Below are 15,318 nucleotides of genomic sequence, written 5' to 3'. Positions count from 1 at the left end.
TTCATAGATACAGCTCGATGTGATTGGGGTCGGTGAGGGCCAGCTCGCGCTCGGCGAGCCGGAGATTTCCTTGGAGGATGGCGATCTGCCTCCTCTTGCGGGCCTTGAAGGACTCGAGCGCCTCGTCCTCGGTCTCGCAGGCCCACCTCTTCTTGGCGGTCAGCAGCACGAACTTTTCGCAGACCCATGCGCCCTTCGGCGTGCGGCGATCGACTCGCCACCAGGTCATCTCCAGGCGAGGCGGGGAGACGCTGTAGAGGTCGGCATCTGCATCGACGACGACCGAGTAGCGCTTCGCCTCGCAGCGCCAGAGGACATCGACACCCTCTGGCGCTGGTCCGAACGGATAGTGCAGCTTCACGCTGCTTTCTCCGCCGGCCGCTGGTTGTCGTTGACCGGCTTGACCTTGGGCAGCGGCGGGAACAGGTCGATCAGCTCGCTCATGGCGCGGGTCGCCGCGACATATTGCAGGTTGATCTCCTGCTCCCTCTCCCAGGGCATGCTGGCGTACTTCGACGGGCATGTGTTGAGCCTGTCGAGCCAGAACACCCGCTTCCATTCGCGTCCCTTCGCTCGGTGGATGGTCGAGAGCGTCAGGATGCCAGTCACGTTGTCGGAGAAGATGCGGTCGATGTAGGTCACTACGTGGATGATGAGGTCGCGCTCGTCCTCCATGCAGGCGTCCATGATGACCTTCAGGGTTTCGAACTTGTCCTCGGCCTCCTGGACCTTCGACATCTTCTTCTTCGGCAGCCAGCGCTGCTTCTCTTTCTCCAGCCAGTCCTCCAGTTTTTCCTCCAGCTCCGGGATCGTGCTGATGGACTTCCAGCGGGTGGCCAGCTTCTTCAGAGCCTCGCCGATGTCCCGGCCTTCGATGCGGCACGGAATCTTTTCGCGGATCAGGGCGAACGCTGAGGTGACCAGCGGTCGGGTGTTGCGGCACAGGATCGCCGCGTCACCATCGAGCCGGTCTCGCGTCTGCACCATCTGCTCGAAGGTCTCCATCGAGATGGAGCCCTGCGGAACCGAGGGATGCGCCTGGATGTGGTTGACCCAGGTCTGGGCGAACTCCACCACCTTCTTGGGGCAGCGGTAGGTCACCGTCAGCGGCATCTCCTTGCAGCCGAACTCCTGCTTGATGATCTCCAGGCTGTCGTTGTCGGCGCCCGTGAAGCCGAAGATGGCTTGGTGGGGATCGCCGACCGCAAAGAGCCGACCGTTCGGCTTCATGATGGCACGGGCCAGCAGCCGGCGGACCGTGTTGGTGTCCTGCGCCTCGTCGATGATCACGTTGTCGTACTGCCAGAACCGGATCTGGTACAGCAGCGGCAGGTAGATCATGTCGTTGAAGTCGATGACCTCGGGGTTCTTGTTGGACTCCTTTAGAACCTCGATCGCCAATTCGATCAGGTCGTCAGCCTTCTTCTGGATGGCGTCCTCGTCGAGCAGGTCGAAGTGCTCGGCGATATCCTCCCAGATCGAGGTATCCTCGATGTGGCCCTGGCCGGCGATGCCGAGGCCGCTCTGCTTGGCGAGGGCGACCAGCTGGCACACGACTGATACGTGCGGAGCCAGAGAGGCGTCGATCTTGTTGATATCGACCCAGTCCGCGGTGATCCGGCCGACCTTCTCGTCGTCGATGCGGACGCCGGGGAAGGCTTTGCGGTAGTTGCGCAGGGCGATGGCGTGACAGGTCGAGGCCTCAGCCTTCTTCCAGTCGATGCCGAGCTTCTTCAGCTTGCCCTTCATTTCCTCGGCAATCTTCTTGCCGAAGGCCAGGATGATGGAGCTGCCGCGCATCCCGCTGACCGAATGCACGATGGTCGTCGACTTGCCGGCGCCGGCAACCGCGATAAGGACGACGGAACTGACACCGTTCCTGGCTTCGTCCATGAAGGCCGCCTGCTGCGGCGAGGGAACAAACATTGTGGTCCTCGATCTCGTTGTGTCGGGGTTGGTTAGCATTGATTTGCATTCAAGCAAACAAGAAAGCAAATCTAGGCCGCGACTTTTTCGTCCTGCTCCTGCTCGCGAAGCAGTTTCAGCGCCTTTACGATGCGGTTGGCTGCCTCCTCGGTCCGAGGCTTGGCCATGATCGTGCGGCCATCGAAGATGATCCAGCAGTTGTCGTAGATGCCCTCGATCGCGAACACCTCGTCGTTCTCCTGGAAGAAGATCGACTTCACCTCGGGGGTGAGGTGGCCATACTGCAACATCGTGTAGCATTGCTTGTCGATCAGGCCCTTCTCGATCAGGTTGCGGGTCGAGTGGACGTGGCCCTCGCGCAGATACAGCGTCTGGGCCGGCGCCGCGAGCACGCGGGCAATGATCCGCTCCTGGAGCTTGGTCAGTGTCTTGGGCATGTGAACCTCAGAATTTGATCAGTTCGAGTTCCTCGCCGAGATCATTGATGACGGCTGCCGGGTCATCGCCATCCTCGAAGGCGCGCTCGATCACGTCGTCATGGTCGAAGACCAGATCGCGGTACTTCCACTGCTTCTCGGCTTCTCGCTCGCAGTCCCAGACGTAATGCTTGAAGAGCACCTCGCGGGCGACCAGCTGGGCGATAGCGCTCGGATCGGGCAGGCTCTCCTTGTAGATGGCCGGCACGCCAGCGGGATCGTTGGCGTAGCGCATCATCATCGGGATGACCTCCCAGTCGTAGGACATGGAGTCGAAGAAGTCCCGGTCCTGCTTGGTCAGGGCGTCGTAGATCTTCAGACACCACTTGCCGAGCACGATGGACTGGTGCCGCAGCTCGACCGAGCCGACGCCCTCGCGCAGCTCGACCCATTCCTTGAGGTTCTGCGGCGTGTCGTCCAGCGTCACGTCGTTGATCCACTCCCAAACGCAGAGAGCTGCCTCCATTTCGAGGTGGGTGTATTGCTTCCGGGACGCGGGCATCAGAACGTCCCTCCGACAAAGGGGTCGCGCCGGTCGTGATCGAACAGCGAACCGAAGGTGGTGAATGAGAGGTAGAGGTCCAGCCGCTTGAGTTGGAGGCAGAAGGTGAAGTCGCAGGCCTCGGGATAGAGGCGCTTGTTCGGGATCAGGTGGCGGGCGTCGAACGCATCGCCCGTCTCCTTCACGGTGAACTCCCGATTGGTCCCTAGATAGACAGCCTTGTGGAGCTGGCCGTCCTTCTGGAAGATGTGCCAGGTGTACCGATCGCAGTCATAGCCATAGAGGAGCGTGCGATCAGGGCCAGGAACCACGCCGATGCTGAAGTCAGTGCCTGGGGCCGCCCGCAGGATTTCGAGTTGCTCGGGTGTCATGTTCTTTCTTTCGGAAATATGCGGCGATGCCCCGGAGCGCTTCGCGGATCGGCTTCGCGGTGCATTCGATCTTCATGGGTTTGCGGTGCATCCAGCCATCGAGCCGCCAGGCAAGCCGGCAGCCCTCGCACTGACGCTCCGCCTCGGCGATCAGGACATCAACGAACGGGGAAGCATCGGACATGATCTCGGCGAGGCGGGTCAGCCACTCGTCCATGAACCGTTGATGGTTCTCCAGGGCGCGCTCCATCGTGGAGGCTGCGCTCTGCATCCGGTCCGCGGCGGAGGCCATGATGTGGGCGGCCGACCTGACATCATCGGCGCCGATCAGGTGCATGTATCGCTCACTCATCCTTCAGTATCTCCTTGATGGAGGTGTTGGCGACGAAGCCGAAGTAGTCCTCGTCGCTCTCGACATAGACGCGCTTGTCCACGTCGTTGTTGTCGACCTCGCCTACGGTGTAGATGCCGTCCGGTGCATCCTCGTCGCCCTGAACGCGAACCCGGTCACCCGGGCTCACGAGCAGGACCTTCATGGAGTCCGGAGCCGCCACGGCCTTCGCTTCCCATTCCTCCGACAGCTTCTCGCCGTGGAGGAACAGGCCGTCATCGGACAGAAGGGCTGCGCCTTCCGTTGCAGCGTCGATCGCCACCCGAACGTCAGCGAGCTGGCAGAGGCGCTCTGCGTCGTCCGTGCCGGACTGCAGCAGTTCCTTGATGTCGCCGAACTTCGGGTGATCGGCCGCGAGGACCCACGGACGGGCCTTGGCGATGAACGTGATCGATGTGTCTGTGATGATGCTCGGGATCATGACGGTCTCCGGATTGGTGCTTAGGCCGCCTCGTCGAGGTGGTCCTCGTCTTCCTCTTCCTCGGCCTCCACGACGCCGACCACTTCCACGGACGGTTGAGCCGTGGTGAGCAGGCCGAAGTAGTGCCGAAGCTGAGTGAGGGCTTCCGACTCGAGACGGTAGTAGCTGCTCTGCTTCAGGATGAGGTTGAGCAGCGGGTACTTGGTGCAGAGCGCATTGAACTTCGCGTTGATCGCCTCGATCGGGCAGGCAATCGCCGGCCGGTCGACATGCACGCCGAGCTTCTTCAAAGCCGTGTAGGCCTTGTCGCTCGTCGTCGAGGTCCCATCGGAATTGTTGCGCCTGAGCTGGCGAGCCAGTTCAGCCAATTCCAACCGGAACTCGAGGATGTCAGTCGGTACCGCCCGATAGTTCGGTGACTCGTTCCAATGCTTCAGCTTGGTATCGAGGTGATTGATGTTCTTCTGGTAGAGACCAGTGAACTGCGTCACATCGATCTTGGCTTGCAGCTCCGAGATCAGCTCGTCGCCGAGCAGGGTCCAGTTCTCCGGGACGTCCTTGTCGGCGTCCTTGAGCAGGATGACCTGACCAACTTCGAGGATGCCCAGTTCCACGCAGGTGGAGATGAACGAGTCGAAGTCGTAGGACGACATCGAGCTGCGGTTGTGGGCGAAGTAGTACCTGTCACGACCACGACGGCCCCAGCCGCGAGAGCTGGAGGTCTCGCAGTAGAAGCCGCCATCAGCCAGGTCGATCTCCTGGGTCATCTTGGTGACCCCGTTGTGACCGACGACGATCGTGCGGCGCTTGCGGATCGTCTTGCTGCCGGTACGCTTCTCGACCGGGACCTTGAAGGTGTCCAGATCGATGACCTCGGGATTGCCGAGGCGGGCGAGGGCGCGCTCGCGGTCGATGCGCTTGCACCGGATCCACAGCACCTTCTCGCCGACCAGCCCGGCCATCGTGAACCGACCGAACGAGTAGCTCGGGTTGTGCTCGATGACCACAGTCGCATCGGCAGCGTTGACCGTGCGGATGTCGCGATCCTCGAACTTGTCGAAGGTCTGCCACCCCTCGCGCAGCATGCAGGTCTTGAAGCCGTCGCGGTAGATCACGCAGCTGAGACGATGATCGTTCCACTTCACGACCTTGCGAAGCTGCTCCTGCCGGTAGTTGCCGAGTGCAGACGTCTCGTCTTCGAACGCCTTGCAGGCGCCGAACAGCGTCGTCGCCTCGTCCACCTTCGCCTGAAGCTGGGTGATGAAGCTCTGCTCGTAAGTCGAGACCAGGTTCTTCAGCGTGGTCTTGGTGACCTCGTCATAGGCCAGCTCTTCACGCGAAAGGGTGACCTTGAGCGATCCGATCGGCGCCTCGAACAGAACCACGTCATCCGGAGCCAGGAAGTCGATGGTCTGGACCTGGTTCAGATCGAACGGATACATGACGCAGCCCATCCGAACCTGCGGACGGGAGAACGGAACGGTGCCGGCCTTGTAGCGGGTCCAGCCCTCGCCCTGCGCCTCGATCACCGGCTCCTTCCACTCGATCGCCGGGAAGATCTTCGGGCGCGGATTGAACGACCAGAGGATCGTGCGGGCGCGGTCATGGAAGGTCTGAATGTCTTCCCGGCGGACCGGGTATGAGACCTCAAGACCGGACGGCTGATCCGTCGCGATTTCACAGAGGCGGCGGATCTTGATCTTGCCCTCCTCCGAGAGCGAGACCGTGTAGGTCCGCATCATGCCCTCATAATAGGACGTAACGGTGAACGAGCCCGCACCGTCCGGACCGAGCAGGTACGCGAACGGGCTCTTGGAGCCCAGACCCCAGCCGCCGACCTTGTTGTCGTCCTTGCGCTTGTCCGAGGCGTAGAGCTTGCCGTAGACGCCCCGCATGTTCTCGGGCGAGATGCCCGTGCCATAGTCGCGGACACGGAACATCGGGCTCAGCCTGGTCGGAAGATGGACCTCGAAGTTGCCGCGGGACGCATCCCAGGCGTTCGACGGGATCTCACGCACGCCGTAGCCGACCTTGTCCTTGGCCAGGCCGGAGATCTGGGCGTAAATGGCGACCGCATTGGCCTCGATCTCGCCGTCGAACTCCTCCTCGACGGCGGTGGCGATGTCGACGTGCTTCTGCATTCCAATCTGCATTGGTCAATCTCTCTGTTCAGCGATGTTGATGAATGGGGTGATCAGGCGACCATCGGGTCGTAGTCGCCGTAATCGAAGGCCGGCGTGCCGCTGGCCTCGATGTGATCCTTGAGGTCTTCGTAGGAGACGCCGGCATCCTGGAGCAGCTCGGCGACGACCTTCGGGTGCCAGTAGACGAGGTCGTACATCGTCTCCTCGCGTCGATCCCGCAGCATGCTGAGCTGCTGCACGATCTTGCTGGTCTTGCCGTGAGCCTTCGGCTTCGGTTCGACGAACTTTGGGTCGCGCTCGATGACGAAGCTGGTCGGATCGATGGAGACCATGAAGTCGCGCAGCTCGATCAGGTGCTCGACGTCGAGGATCTCGCCCGGACTGTGCTCGCGGTAATAGCCGACCGAGATGTTCGTGCATTCCGGCACAAGCTTCATGTACATCTTGGTGTCGGTCAGTACGCCGGTCGGGTCCAGCTTGAACCGCGGAGGGAGCTGATCCTTCAGCGACCTGCCGAACGAATCGGAGCAGCAGCGGGAGCCCTGATGGGTGATCACCGAGTCGGTGCCGCGCCGATCGAAGGCGATGGCTGCCTTGATGTTGGCGAGGAAGTCCGGCTGCTTCTTCGCGATGTTCCGTGATCCGACGCAACCGATCTCTTCGGCAGCGTGGAACACGTAGAGGCCGGGCACCTTCGCCTTGATCATCTCGATCATGATCCAGACGCCGGCCGCGTCGTCGGCGCCGAGGCAGTTCGACTTGGAGTTCTGCGGCAGCCGCAGGAACTTGCCGTCGAAGTCCACGTGCTGCTTGCCGTGCTTGGTGTGGACGCTGTCGGTGTGACAGGACCACAGGATCGACGGATTGTCCTGACCCACCGCAAGGACGTGGTTGCCGAACGCATCGCGCTTCACCCCGAGCGGTTTGATGAACTCGTGGATGAAGGCCGCTTCTGCCTTCGAGCCGGCCGGGCGCTTGAAGGACAGCATTTTCTTGATGGTATCGATGTCAGACATAGTTCTGCTTTCTCTTAGGCAACGCGACGACGATGGGTGCGACCGTCAACCGTGTGGATGGTTTCGTAGCGATGACCGCGGTGATCCACGGTCTGCTCGGCCGACCTGACGCGGTCGGGAGCAATGGGGTTGCCGTCCAGGTCGACCTGGATGGTGTGGAGTTCCGCGTTGCGGTACTCGTAGGGATCGATGGTGGCCAAGCGCCGGTCCATCATGACGAGGTCCCGCATCGACATCTCCTGCCGACGAGTCATCTCGCGGTAGTAGCGCTCACGACGCAGTTGATCCGCGTCCCCGTAGAAGGAGTCACGGACTGAGGAGTCGAGCATGGGCTGGACGGCGTCATAGAAGCGCATCGTGCGCTCGCGGTTTGCAGCCCGCTCAGCACGCCACTTCTCTTCTTGCCGATCGGTCTCGATCTTCCGCTTGTAGCGGGATGAGACCTTCTTCCCCTCGAACTCCACGACCTCGGACTTCCGGATCTTGCCTCCGGTCGCCTCGCAGATCGTGCCGTTCGCCTCGAACCACTCCTTGCAGACGTAGGTGCCGCAAGCGAGCATGACCTTGTGCTCGTTGGTCCAGTACTCCCGGGTCTCCTCGCAGTGGAATGCGTAGGAGTACATGGCAGACTCGGACCATTCTGCTTCGGCGCCACGGACCCTCTTGAAGGAGGCTTTGTCGTAGTAGCCCGTCAACTTCGGGCACCACCGCTTGACGCGGGTGTAGCCTTCGGTGCTGCCGGAGAAGCACATGTCCGGCTGCGTGGGGCTGTCCCCATCGGGCTGCTCGTCAGCGGTGATCCAGAAGTCCCCGCCGTCGACGCAGCAGGCGATGTCGTCGAGGTACGGCATAACGGTGTTCTTGCCGTCATCGAACAGCACCTTCAGCAGGCGGGCGCCGACGAGGTAGCCGCCATTGCCGTCGACGCTGTGGTCATCACCGCGCTCGGTCTCGTAACCGTCCGCTTCGAGGGCGCGGGCCATGCGCTGCACGTCACCGTAGATCCGGCCGTACAGCTTCTTCTCCGGCCAGACGAGGCAGCGAGACTGGATGCGGCCCTTGGCATTGAGCTGATAGGCGAGAGCCAGATCGCCGGCACCGTAGACCGAGGTCGGCCAAACCGGAGTGGAGAACCGGTGCGTGCCATCCATGCAGGATGACGGGCCTTCCTTGTAGACGCGCTCAATCTCTTCAGGCGTCCAGGCGAATTGAAGCTCGCCGCTCGGATCGATCGCCGCAATCAGCTTGCGCCGCCGATCGTCCGCCATCTTCTCCTCGGTCTCGTAGAACCGGGTGATGTAGCGGCCGGGGGTCACTGCGGTGACGCGGTCGATGATTCCGAGCTGATCGTTCTCGGTGAAGCAGATCATGCCCGGATGCCGGTCCGGGTCGAGGTGGGCGAAATGATCCTTGATCGGGGGAAGATCCCACTTCGCCGGCAGCGCCTTCAGCGTCCCATCAGCGAGACGCTTGGCTTGCCGTTCGCGCCAGTCAGCGGCCTGGCTCATGCGGCGCGGTTGCACCTTGTAGCCGTAGATGTCGGTCAGGGCCTTGGCCGCCTTCGCCGCATCACTCCCCTTCTCGTAGGGATCGTGATCGGGGAGGGGGACCTCGACCATGTTGCCGGCAGCATCCGGCTGAAGACGCACAAGGTAGAAGGACATGCAGTTCTCCGTTTGCAGTCTGATTGCATTCAAGCAAACGTGCGGACGCACGTGTGCCTTTGAGGCGTAGAGAGAAAGGCCTACTTTATCGGCCCTTTTCCTTACGCCCTTGCGCCTAATGTTTGCATTCAAGCAAACAAAAGGGCAAGAGAAAAGATAGTCACCAGCGGTGCATCGCCGATGGTCTATCTCGTGGCCAATAGAGTGGACCGGTGCTCATGGATGACTCCTGTTGGTGTCGATCTCATCGGCAGCGTTCCGCAGTGGTCTGTCTCGGGGGTAGTACCAAACGTTGCTCATGCCTGACGCCCTTTGTTGTTATGAGGTGCAGAAGCAGCGATGGCGTGGTCTGTCCCGAGGAAAAAATTGGCGGACACGAAGCACGTGCCCGCCTTGAACTATTATGATTTTCATGAAGATGACGCCTTACTTTGTACTCTTCACCATCCGGAAAATTCGGAAGAGTGTGGTGTCTCAAGCTGTTGATGCCTTTCGTTAGTCGCGTTTTGGTGATGCAGTCACCGGCTGCTGCCGCCCGCAGCCGGCTTGTAGTTTCAGTCCTCCTTGTCCACGTAGTCGATGACGAATGATGCCAGCCCGTCAGCGTGGGCTGCATCGCAAACCTCATAGATGTCGGCGTACCTGCCGTGCCACCGCTTGCCGGGCCATTTAGCCCGCAGCGTCCCGCCGTTCAGCCTGGCTTGCAGCACAGGCTTGTCGGCCTGATCAGAGTCGCCGGACACGGTCGATACCGAACATCCTGATCTCCTCGCGGAGATTGGCGACGACGCAAGACGCCTCGACGCCGGCCGATTGCAGCTCGTCCAGGAGCGGCAGTTCGGTGAAGCGGGCTGGGACCCTGCGGTTGTGGCGTTTCGTTTGACCCATTTTACTCATCCTTCCAGTCGATGGTGATGGTCCCGTCAGGACCGGTTACAAGCTCGGCCTCGAAGAACGCGATGGCCTTGCGAATTGCTGGCATGTACGGCGCAGATCCTCGCCTGGCGCGCTGGGCTGCGACGTTGGTGAAATAGCCGGACGTTCCCAGCTCGCAGTCGAGACCGCGCATGGAGAGGCCGTCCTCTCTGGCGCGCTGGCGAATTGCGTCCGCGAGCGGCTCGCCGACGATGGCGAGTGGCTTCTCGTGGTAGTTAAACAGCTTGATGCCCAGCGCCTTGGCGCGCAGGTTGATCTCCCAGACCGTGCGGTGCGGAAGGACATGGTGGATGGCGGTTGCGCCTTTCGTCGGCGCAGCGCGTCTCAACTCTTCGTCCTCGCCCTTGCGCCAGGGCAGGCAGCGATAACCAAGGCCTGGCGTCTTGTCGCGCTTGGCTTGGATCGACGCCCTCGACCGGTGAGGCGGCAATAACTCCTGGAGCTGGGCCGTTCTCAGGTGACGATTGCGGCGCAGGATGTCTAGTTCGCCCACGGTCCAGACGCTGCCAAATTTGACGAGGGAGGCGCTATCGAACTTCTCGGCACCAGAAGCGGGTCTGGCAGGCGGGACACTCGATCGCCTCGCTCGATCGGTCTCCCTCCTCGTCGAAGTCGAAGTTGCAGTCGGGGCAATTGAAGTGGGTACGGATAAAGCCAAGGACATGTTCGAGGCTGTCACGGTCTTTCTCGCTCATACGAAGGCCCTCTTGGATGCGATGACGAAGCGCTGTTCCGCTCGTCGATCCCGGCCTCGCTTGGTCTTATTGAAGGGGGCGGGGTGGCGCTTCCAGGTGTGGGTCTCCAGGAGGAAGCGGAAGGCAGCGCCGATCTTGCGCTGTGCGGGCTCGCCCTTATCGCAAGGGTGACGCCTCCGGCGGTGTCGAAAGAACATTGCAGTTCTCCGGGGGGGAGCCCGTCCCCCGAAGGGAACGGGCTTCCTTGCATCAGCCGATGCGGTACTTGACGTTGACGTTGCGGGCCCAGTAGGGCTCCTCACCGCCGTTGTCGGCTTGGACGTAGAGCGACTTCCACTGGTCATCGCGGGTCTTGATGACCGTGCAGGTGCGCTGGCCGCGGTTCTTGCGGTAGACGCTGACCTTGTCGCCCGGCTGGACGTAGAAGCCGTTGACGCGGACCGAACCCTCCGGCTGAACCTCGATGGTCGAGGTGACCGTGTCGTCGTGGTGATCCTCGTCGTGGTCCTCGTCGCTCTCCTCCTCGATCTCGGCCGCCTGTTTGGTCGCCGGGATGGTGATCGGGAGGACGGCGAAGAAGTCGCCGTCGTTGGAGTGGTCGTTGAAGGCATCGCCTTCGGTGCCGAACAGCTCGTCGAGGACGCCGAACTCGCGGCCCTCACGGGTGATGACGATGAACATCGTGCGCTCACCGACCGTCACGTTCTCGACCTTGAGGTCGCCATCGACCGAGTCGCCGTCCGTATCGAACTGGGCGACGACCTGATCGCCGGACTCGTTGGTCGAAACGACCACGACCGGGTAGCTGTTGCCGGCCAGTACGGCGAGGACGCGCGGCTCCGAATGAACGACGCTGTCGTCATAGGAGCTGAACACCTCGAACGGCTGGTTGAAGTCGACCTTGCCGACCGGATAGTTGGTCGCGGGAGTCTCGAGCGCAGTGGCCGGAGCATCCACGACCGCCGCGGTCACGGCCGGCTCTTCGCTGCCGAACGCGGCCTGACCCGTCACAGCGGGAGCGGGCAGTGCGAGGATGTTGGTCTGACCCATCGTCGGATCCATGTAGTTCTCCTTTGGTTGGTTGCGTGCCGTGTTGATCCCACCCCCGTTCAGGGGCGACGCGCTGGTTGAAACGGGGGGGTTGGTTGCTGGCGTTTGCAGTCAGGCAAACGGCCAGACGTGGTAAAGCCCGGCCGGACCGAGGAAATCGATCCTGCAGCGCTTGCCGTGTTCGTCCTCGATCGCCTCGTCCTCGAAGCCCTCGATGTCGTAGTCCATCACCTTCACGACCGTGCCGTCAGGGACTTGGGTGACATCGACGCAGCCCTGCTTGACAGTGACGATGACCATCGCCTGCGGCGTCGGGGCGTTGATGACGTCCCAGTCGGACGAGTACTCGCCCTTCAGGTGCTCCGGCACCGAGGACTGCGCGCGGGGATACCGGCCTTCGGCATCACGGTAGCCGAGCTTCTCGACGCCTTCCGGGTGGAGGATGGCGAACACCAGCGGACCATAGGCGTGCCGGTGCTTGTCGAAGATCAGACGGGCAGGGTAGCCGTGCCGGGTCTGCATCGGCTTGCTGAGGTCAAGCATGGTCGATCTCGCCCATGTCCGCGCCGACTGCCGCAGCCCAGTCGAGCCGACCAGCGAGGAAGCTGTCGATTGCCGCGAGCGCTGCGCCTGGGGTGATGTCGTCGTAGTTGATCTCGCCGATCTCTTCCTGCGGTGGGAAGAACAGATCCCTCAGCGCATAGCTGCGCTCGTTGTTCACATATTGCGCAGCGTTGGGGGCGAAGGTGGTGCGGTCACGGTTCATTGCCAACCACATCCAGCCGCCGATGCAGCAGGTCGTGCCGCACTTGGTCTCGTCGATGGCGAAGTTCATGTTGAAGCCGTTGGGCTTGTCGACGAGCGCCTCGGGATCGTGATGGAAGGTGCCGGCGGCGAACAGCTCGCGGATCTCAAGCGCGGCTTTGTGCTCGCCCTCGGTGATGCCGAGCGCTTTGTAGGACAGGACAGTTCTCTGGTCAGGCATTGTGCTCTCCGTTTCGGGTGATCTAATTTGCATTTTGTCGTCCTGCAAGCAGAATTTGCATTTAAGCAAATCTTTTGCTATGGGGCAGCATGGCTGAGAACGTGTGTGGGTTGCCCTGGCTTTCATCGAAGCCGGAACGCGCCATCTTTTCGAATTTCCAGTTCGCCTGCGTCTACGTGGTTGGCCCGACAGGTGGCCGGCCGCTGCGCATCGGATGGTCGCGGCAGCTCAAGGATCGCATGGGCGAACTCCAGCTCGGTTGCTGGAAGCAGTTGCAGATCCACGACATCACGTGGACCCAGGGTGACATGCTCGCCATCCGCATCCTCCACGAGGTGCATGGCGTGCTCGACAAGGCGAAGCGCAGGCTCACGGGCGACTGGTTTGACCTAACCCCGGAATACGCCACGCAAGCGCTGCGCTTCGCCGTCGACAAACTGGCCATCGAAACCTTCTCCCATGGGGAAATGCTCGAGAAGGTCCGAGCGGCCAGGCGGGCTAAGATCGACGCCGCAGTCCGGGCTTCCGGACTGGAACGCTGATCTTAACTTCCGTTTCGGGGTCGGGTTTGGTCCTGACCTCGATTGATGTTGGTCGGATGCCGAAGCTCTCCTCCCGCCGCACACCACGCCCGGGGGCACGATCGTAGCGGGGCCGCTAATGTTCTGAATTTACTTCCGCTATCGCGGAATAACGGACATAGCCGGACTTGCTGCTGGCTCGACCCGGTCGCGAATAACCCAAACCGGTCTTCTAGCCGGATTGCGTTTTCATTGCTATCCTTCCCGGGCGGGCGATGATCTGACTGCTTATGAGCAGTTGGCGAAATCTATTTTTCGTGTTCCATAATTGAATAATTGGTGCATCGGCCCGCGAGCGCGGCGACCACAAAGGGTGGATTGCCATGGCCAGGATAGTGGAGCTTCCGTCGATCAAACCCTCCTCGACGAGTCACCGTCAAGGTCTTCGCAAGCTCTCACCTGATCTGATCAGCAAGGCAAGGGATGAGACCGCCTCGCAGGTCACTCGCATTGGTCTGACATTCGTCGGTACGACTGCGTTTTGCCTTCTGGTTCTGCTCACTCCGGACAGCGCCCTTTTGGGCGGCAGCGACAGGATAAACGTGCCACTTGCTGGGCCAGTGTCGTTCTTCGGGTTCATGCTGCTAGGTCCGGCAATCCTGATCGCGCTTAGGGTCTATCTGCAGATTTATGTCGAGCACGGCGACCGGCTGGATCGACTTGCAAGGTCAGTGTCGGTAGTGCGGGCGCCAAACTTGGTTGCGCTCGATAACTCGCTCATCCGACTGTTCAGTGGCTTTGTGTTCTATATCTTGCTGCCAGTGGCCATGCTGCGCTTTGCATGGAAGGCGGCTGTATTTCCCGTCTGGGGTTTGGGTCTGTTCAGTGTTGCGGTGGCGGTCATCGTTAGTCATGTCATGTTGCCATTCGGCAAGTTCTCGTGGCGATCTAGAAAAGTGTTACTTCCCGTAAGCGCGGCCATAATCGTCGGTGTGATGATGCATAGTTTCGGGGCTCCGCGTCGTCCGTTTGACTTGTTCCGCGCAAACTTGGCACATCAGTGGCTTCCTGAAGTGGATCTCCGCAAGAGCGACCTTGCGCAAGCCAATCTGAGCGGCGCCGACCTGACGGTTGCCAATCTGAGCGGCGCCAGCCTTGAGCGAGCCAATCTGAGCGACGCCAAACTGAGCGGCGCCAACCTGCGCGGCGCCAACCTGCGCGGCGCCAACCTGCGTGGCGCCAGCCTGGAGCGCGCGCAAGACCTGCAGAGCGCCGACCTGAGCGGCGCCACCCTAAGCTTCGCCAACCTGCGCGACGCCACCCTGAGCGGCGCCACCCTGAGCGGCGCCGACCTGAGCGGCGTGATCCTGTTCAACGCCGACCTGAGTCGCGCCAACCTGAGCGGTGCCAGCCTGCTCGGCGCCACCCTACTCGACGCCGACCTGAGCGGCGCCAGAAATTTAACCCAGGCGCAACTGGACAAGGCGTGCGGCAACGCGAATACAAAGTTGCCCGAGGGCCTCACAATAAAGCGCTGCCCGACAGATTGAACGCGCACTTTGTTTTGCGACAAGGTGATCGAGTAGATTCTTGCTCGTTTTGCGGCATTGCATGAGTCCGGAAGTGGCCCATCGCGTCATTTCGCTGGGCTGCGCCATCGGTGTAAAGCGGACATGAGCAGGACGCACCGCTCCCCGCAACTGCAACCATCGATTTTCTAGCAGCAGATATCCTCGACATGTGGGGTCGCGCGGGCCCCGCATCAGTTCACGCTCTCGGAAGGACCCTGCCGACCGATTGCGGAGGGACCGCGACGGCCTGCACCAGCGCGTCATCACCTCGACAGTCACGACCACGATGTCCGCTCACCGGGGCAAAGCAGACATCCCGCCACAAGTCCGCGACTTCCGTTGATGACCCATACCGGAAGTCGGCATCTGCGCCACGAGGCGGCTGGTCGTGTCCAATTCCGACCGCTGCCAGATATCGACATCATCCGGCGGATCGGATGCCTCGCGGGTCGGTATCTCGGTTCGAGGCGACGTAGTCGATCTCGCCACGCGTAATCCCGATATCCATTAGCTCCCGATCACTTAGGTTGAAGATCGACTCGCAGCCGCTCCCATTTGCGCCATTCTTGAAACGCACCCCAAAAAGTTTTGAAGGCGCTGGAGACGCACGGCGTCGATGCGGTCGTCTGGGCTAAACTCGTTGTACTGT

General features: G+C 61.4%; 20 protein-coding genes. 2 read left to right on the top strand and 18 right to left on the bottom strand.

Features of this window, described 5'->3' with window-relative positions:
* Window position 1: 1 nt before the first annotated feature.
* The 17 genes from ABIF91_RS08275 to ABIF91_RS08195 all read right to left on the bottom strand — a co-directional run bounded on the left by ABIF91_RS08275 (window position 2) and on the right by ABIF91_RS08195 (window position 12,577).
* Window positions 2-361 carry a hypothetical protein gene (locus tag ABIF91_RS08275; RefSeq protein WP_424579039.1) on the bottom strand — a complete coding sequence of 120 codons (360 nt, stop codon included), beginning with the start codon at window positions 359-361 and terminating at the stop codon, window positions 2-4.
* Window positions 358-1,926: a UvrD-helicase domain-containing protein gene (locus ABIF91_RS08270; protein WP_424579038.1), complete on the bottom strand. Its 1,569-nt coding sequence runs from the start codon at window positions 1,924-1,926 to the stop codon at window positions 358-360. The genes ABIF91_RS08275 and ABIF91_RS08270 overlap by 4 nt, the downstream gene beginning before the upstream one ends.
* Window positions 1,927-1,997: 71 nt before the next feature.
* Window positions 1,998-2,363 carry a hypothetical protein gene (locus ABIF91_RS08265; protein ID WP_424579037.1) on the bottom strand — a complete coding sequence of 122 codons (366 nt, stop codon included), beginning with the start codon at window positions 2,361-2,363 and terminating at the stop codon, window positions 1,998-2,000.
* Between the two features lie 7 nt (window positions 2,364-2,370).
* Complete coding sequence (locus ABIF91_RS08260) at window positions 2,371-2,904, bottom strand: hypothetical protein (RefSeq protein ID WP_424579036.1); 534 nt, start codon at window positions 2,902-2,904, stop codon at window positions 2,371-2,373.
* Complete coding sequence (locus ABIF91_RS08255) at window positions 2,904-3,275, bottom strand: hypothetical protein (protein ID WP_424579035.1); 372 nt, start codon at window positions 3,273-3,275, stop codon at window positions 2,904-2,906. Before ABIF91_RS08255 ends, ABIF91_RS08260 begins: the two co-directional genes overlap by 1 nt.
* A complete protein-coding gene (locus ABIF91_RS08250) occupies window positions 3,229-3,627 on the bottom strand; it encodes a hypothetical protein (RefSeq protein WP_424579034.1) in 399 nt (132 codons plus the stop codon). The genes ABIF91_RS08255 and ABIF91_RS08250 overlap by 47 nt, the downstream gene beginning before the upstream one ends.
* The gene (locus ABIF91_RS08245; RefSeq protein WP_424579033.1) at window positions 3,620-4,087 is read right to left on the bottom strand and encodes a hypothetical protein; all 468 of its coding nucleotides are present in this window, start codon (window positions 4,085-4,087) and stop codon (window positions 3,620-3,622) included. Before ABIF91_RS08245 ends, ABIF91_RS08250 begins: the two co-directional genes overlap by 8 nt.
* Window positions 4,088-4,107: 20 nt before the next feature.
* Window positions 4,108-6,228: an ATP-binding protein gene (locus ABIF91_RS08240; RefSeq protein WP_424579032.1), complete on the bottom strand. Its 2,121-nt coding sequence runs from the start codon at window positions 6,226-6,228 to the stop codon at window positions 4,108-4,110.
* A gap of 53 nt (window positions 6,229-6,281) precedes the next feature.
* Window positions 6,282-7,247, bottom strand: a complete 966-nt coding sequence (locus ABIF91_RS08235; protein ID WP_424579031.1) for a M28 family peptidase — start codon at window positions 7,245-7,247, stop codon at window positions 6,282-6,284.
* 14 nt (window positions 7,248-7,261) lie between these two features.
* Window positions 7,262-8,911: a hypothetical protein gene (locus ABIF91_RS08230; RefSeq protein ID WP_424579030.1), complete on the bottom strand. Its 1,650-nt coding sequence runs from the start codon at window positions 8,909-8,911 to the stop codon at window positions 7,262-7,264.
* Between the two features lie 554 nt (window positions 8,912-9,465).
* Window positions 9,466-9,654, bottom strand: a complete 189-nt coding sequence (locus tag ABIF91_RS08225) for a hypothetical protein (RefSeq protein WP_424579029.1) — start codon at window positions 9,652-9,654, stop codon at window positions 9,466-9,468.
* Window positions 9,638-9,799 carry a hypothetical protein gene (locus ABIF91_RS08220; RefSeq protein WP_424579028.1) on the bottom strand — a complete coding sequence of 54 codons (162 nt, stop codon included), beginning with the start codon at window positions 9,797-9,799 and terminating at the stop codon, window positions 9,638-9,640. The genes ABIF91_RS08225 and ABIF91_RS08220 overlap by 17 nt, the downstream gene beginning before the upstream one ends.
* Window position 9,800: 1 nt before the next feature.
* Complete coding sequence (locus tag ABIF91_RS08215; RefSeq protein ID WP_424579027.1) at window positions 9,801-10,340, bottom strand: hypothetical protein; 540 nt, start codon at window positions 10,338-10,340, stop codon at window positions 9,801-9,803.
* 34 nt (window positions 10,341-10,374) lie between these two features.
* The gene (locus ABIF91_RS08210; protein WP_424579026.1) at window positions 10,375-10,542 is read right to left on the bottom strand and encodes a hypothetical protein; all 168 of its coding nucleotides are present in this window, start codon (window positions 10,540-10,542) and stop codon (window positions 10,375-10,377) included.
* Between the two features lie 249 nt (window positions 10,543-10,791).
* Window positions 10,792-11,604, bottom strand: coding sequence for a hypothetical protein (locus tag ABIF91_RS08205; protein WP_424579025.1), 813 nt, complete (start codon window positions 11,602-11,604; stop codon window positions 10,792-10,794).
* Window positions 11,605-11,703: 99 nt separating this feature from the next.
* Window positions 11,704-12,135: a hypothetical protein gene (locus ABIF91_RS08200; protein WP_424579024.1), complete on the bottom strand. Its 432-nt coding sequence runs from the start codon at window positions 12,133-12,135 to the stop codon at window positions 11,704-11,706.
* Window positions 12,128-12,577: a hypothetical protein gene (locus tag ABIF91_RS08195; RefSeq protein WP_424579023.1), complete on the bottom strand. Its 450-nt coding sequence runs from the start codon at window positions 12,575-12,577 to the stop codon at window positions 12,128-12,130. Before ABIF91_RS08195 ends, ABIF91_RS08200 begins: the two co-directional genes overlap by 8 nt.
* 89 nt (window positions 12,578-12,666) lie before the next feature.
* On the opposite strand from ABIF91_RS08195, the gene ABIF91_RS08190 reads away from it, so the two are divergent.
* Both ABIF91_RS08190 and ABIF91_RS08185 read left to right on the top strand, forming a co-directional pair.
* Window positions 12,667-13,119, top strand: coding sequence for a GIY-YIG nuclease family protein (locus tag ABIF91_RS08190; RefSeq protein ID WP_424579022.1), 453 nt, complete (start codon window positions 12,667-12,669; stop codon window positions 13,117-13,119).
* 362 nt (window positions 13,120-13,481) lie between these two features.
* Window positions 13,482-14,648: a pentapeptide repeat-containing protein gene (locus ABIF91_RS08185; protein WP_424579021.1), complete on the top strand. Its 1,167-nt coding sequence runs from the start codon at window positions 13,482-13,484 to the stop codon at window positions 14,646-14,648.
* A gap of 442 nt (window positions 14,649-15,090) precedes the next feature.
* Here ABIF91_RS08185 and ABIF91_RS08180 read toward each other — a convergent pair whose 3' ends face one another.
* Entirely contained in the window at window positions 15,091-15,177 is an 87-nt protein-coding gene (locus ABIF91_RS08180) for a hypothetical protein (RefSeq protein ID WP_424579093.1), read from the bottom strand.
* Between the last annotated feature and the right edge of the window lie 141 nt (window positions 15,178-15,318).

The organism is Bradyrhizobium sp. USDA 241, assembly GCF_049739505.1.
Classification (GTDB): Bacteria; Pseudomonadota; Alphaproteobacteria; order Rhizobiales; family Xanthobacteraceae; genus Bradyrhizobium; species Bradyrhizobium liaoningense.
The sequence above is the reverse complement of the archived record's forward strand: the minus strand, read 5'-3'. Positions and strand labels throughout refer to the sequence as shown.

Coding starts and splice junctions, on each gene's coding strand:
- ABIF91_RS08200 (WP_424579024.1), bottom strand. CDS start 12,135: ATGCTTGACCTCAGCAAGCCGATGCAGACCCGGCACGGCTACCCTGCC.
- ABIF91_RS08230 (WP_424579030.1), bottom strand. CDS start 8,911: ATGTCCTTCTACCTTGTGCGTCTTCAGCCGGATGCTGCCGGCAACATG.
- ABIF91_RS08265 (WP_424579037.1), bottom strand. CDS start 2,363: ATGCCCAAGACACTGACCAAGCTCCAGGAGCGGATCATTGCCCGCGTG.
- ABIF91_RS08240 (WP_424579032.1), bottom strand. CDS start 6,228: ATGCAGAAGCACGTCGACATCGCCACCGCCGTCGAGGAGGAGTTCGAC.
- ABIF91_RS08255 (WP_424579035.1), bottom strand. CDS start 3,275: ATGACACCCGAGCAACTCGAAATCCTGCGGGCGGCCCCAGGCACTGAC.
- ABIF91_RS08195 (WP_424579023.1), bottom strand. CDS start 12,577: ATGCCTGACCAGAGAACTGTCCTGTCCTACAAAGCGCTCGGCATCACC.
- ABIF91_RS08250 (WP_424579034.1), bottom strand. CDS start 3,627: ATGAGTGAGCGATACATGCACCTGATCGGCGCCGATGATGTCAGGTCG.
- ABIF91_RS08235 (WP_424579031.1), bottom strand. CDS start 7,247: ATGTCTGACATCGATACCATCAAGAAAATGCTGTCCTTCAAGCGCCCG.
- ABIF91_RS08210 (WP_424579026.1), bottom strand. CDS start 10,542: ATGAGCGAGAAAGACCGTGACAGCCTCGAACATGTCCTTGGCTTTATC.
- ABIF91_RS08185 (WP_424579021.1), top strand. CDS start 13,482: ATGGCCAGGATAGTGGAGCTTCCGTCGATCAAACCCTCCTCGACGAGT.
- ABIF91_RS08270 (WP_424579038.1), bottom strand. CDS start 1,926: ATGTTTGTTCCCTCGCCGCAGCAGGCGGCCTTCATGGACGAAGCCAGG.
- ABIF91_RS08220 (WP_424579028.1), bottom strand. CDS start 9,799: ATGGGTCAAACGAAACGCCACAACCGCAGGGTCCCAGCCCGCTTCACC.
- ABIF91_RS08190 (WP_424579022.1), top strand. CDS start 12,667: ATGGCTGAGAACGTGTGTGGGTTGCCCTGGCTTTCATCGAAGCCGGAA.
- ABIF91_RS08245 (WP_424579033.1), bottom strand. CDS start 4,087: ATGATCCCGAGCATCATCACAGACACATCGATCACGTTCATCGCCAAG.
- ABIF91_RS08180 (WP_424579093.1), bottom strand. CDS start 15,177: ATGGATATCGGGATTACGCGTGGCGAGATCGACTACGTCGCCTCGAAC.
- ABIF91_RS08260 (WP_424579036.1), bottom strand. CDS start 2,904: ATGCCCGCGTCCCGGAAGCAATACACCCACCTCGAAATGGAGGCAGCT.
- ABIF91_RS08205 (WP_424579025.1), bottom strand. CDS start 11,604: ATGGATCCGACGATGGGTCAGACCAACATCCTCGCACTGCCCGCTCCC.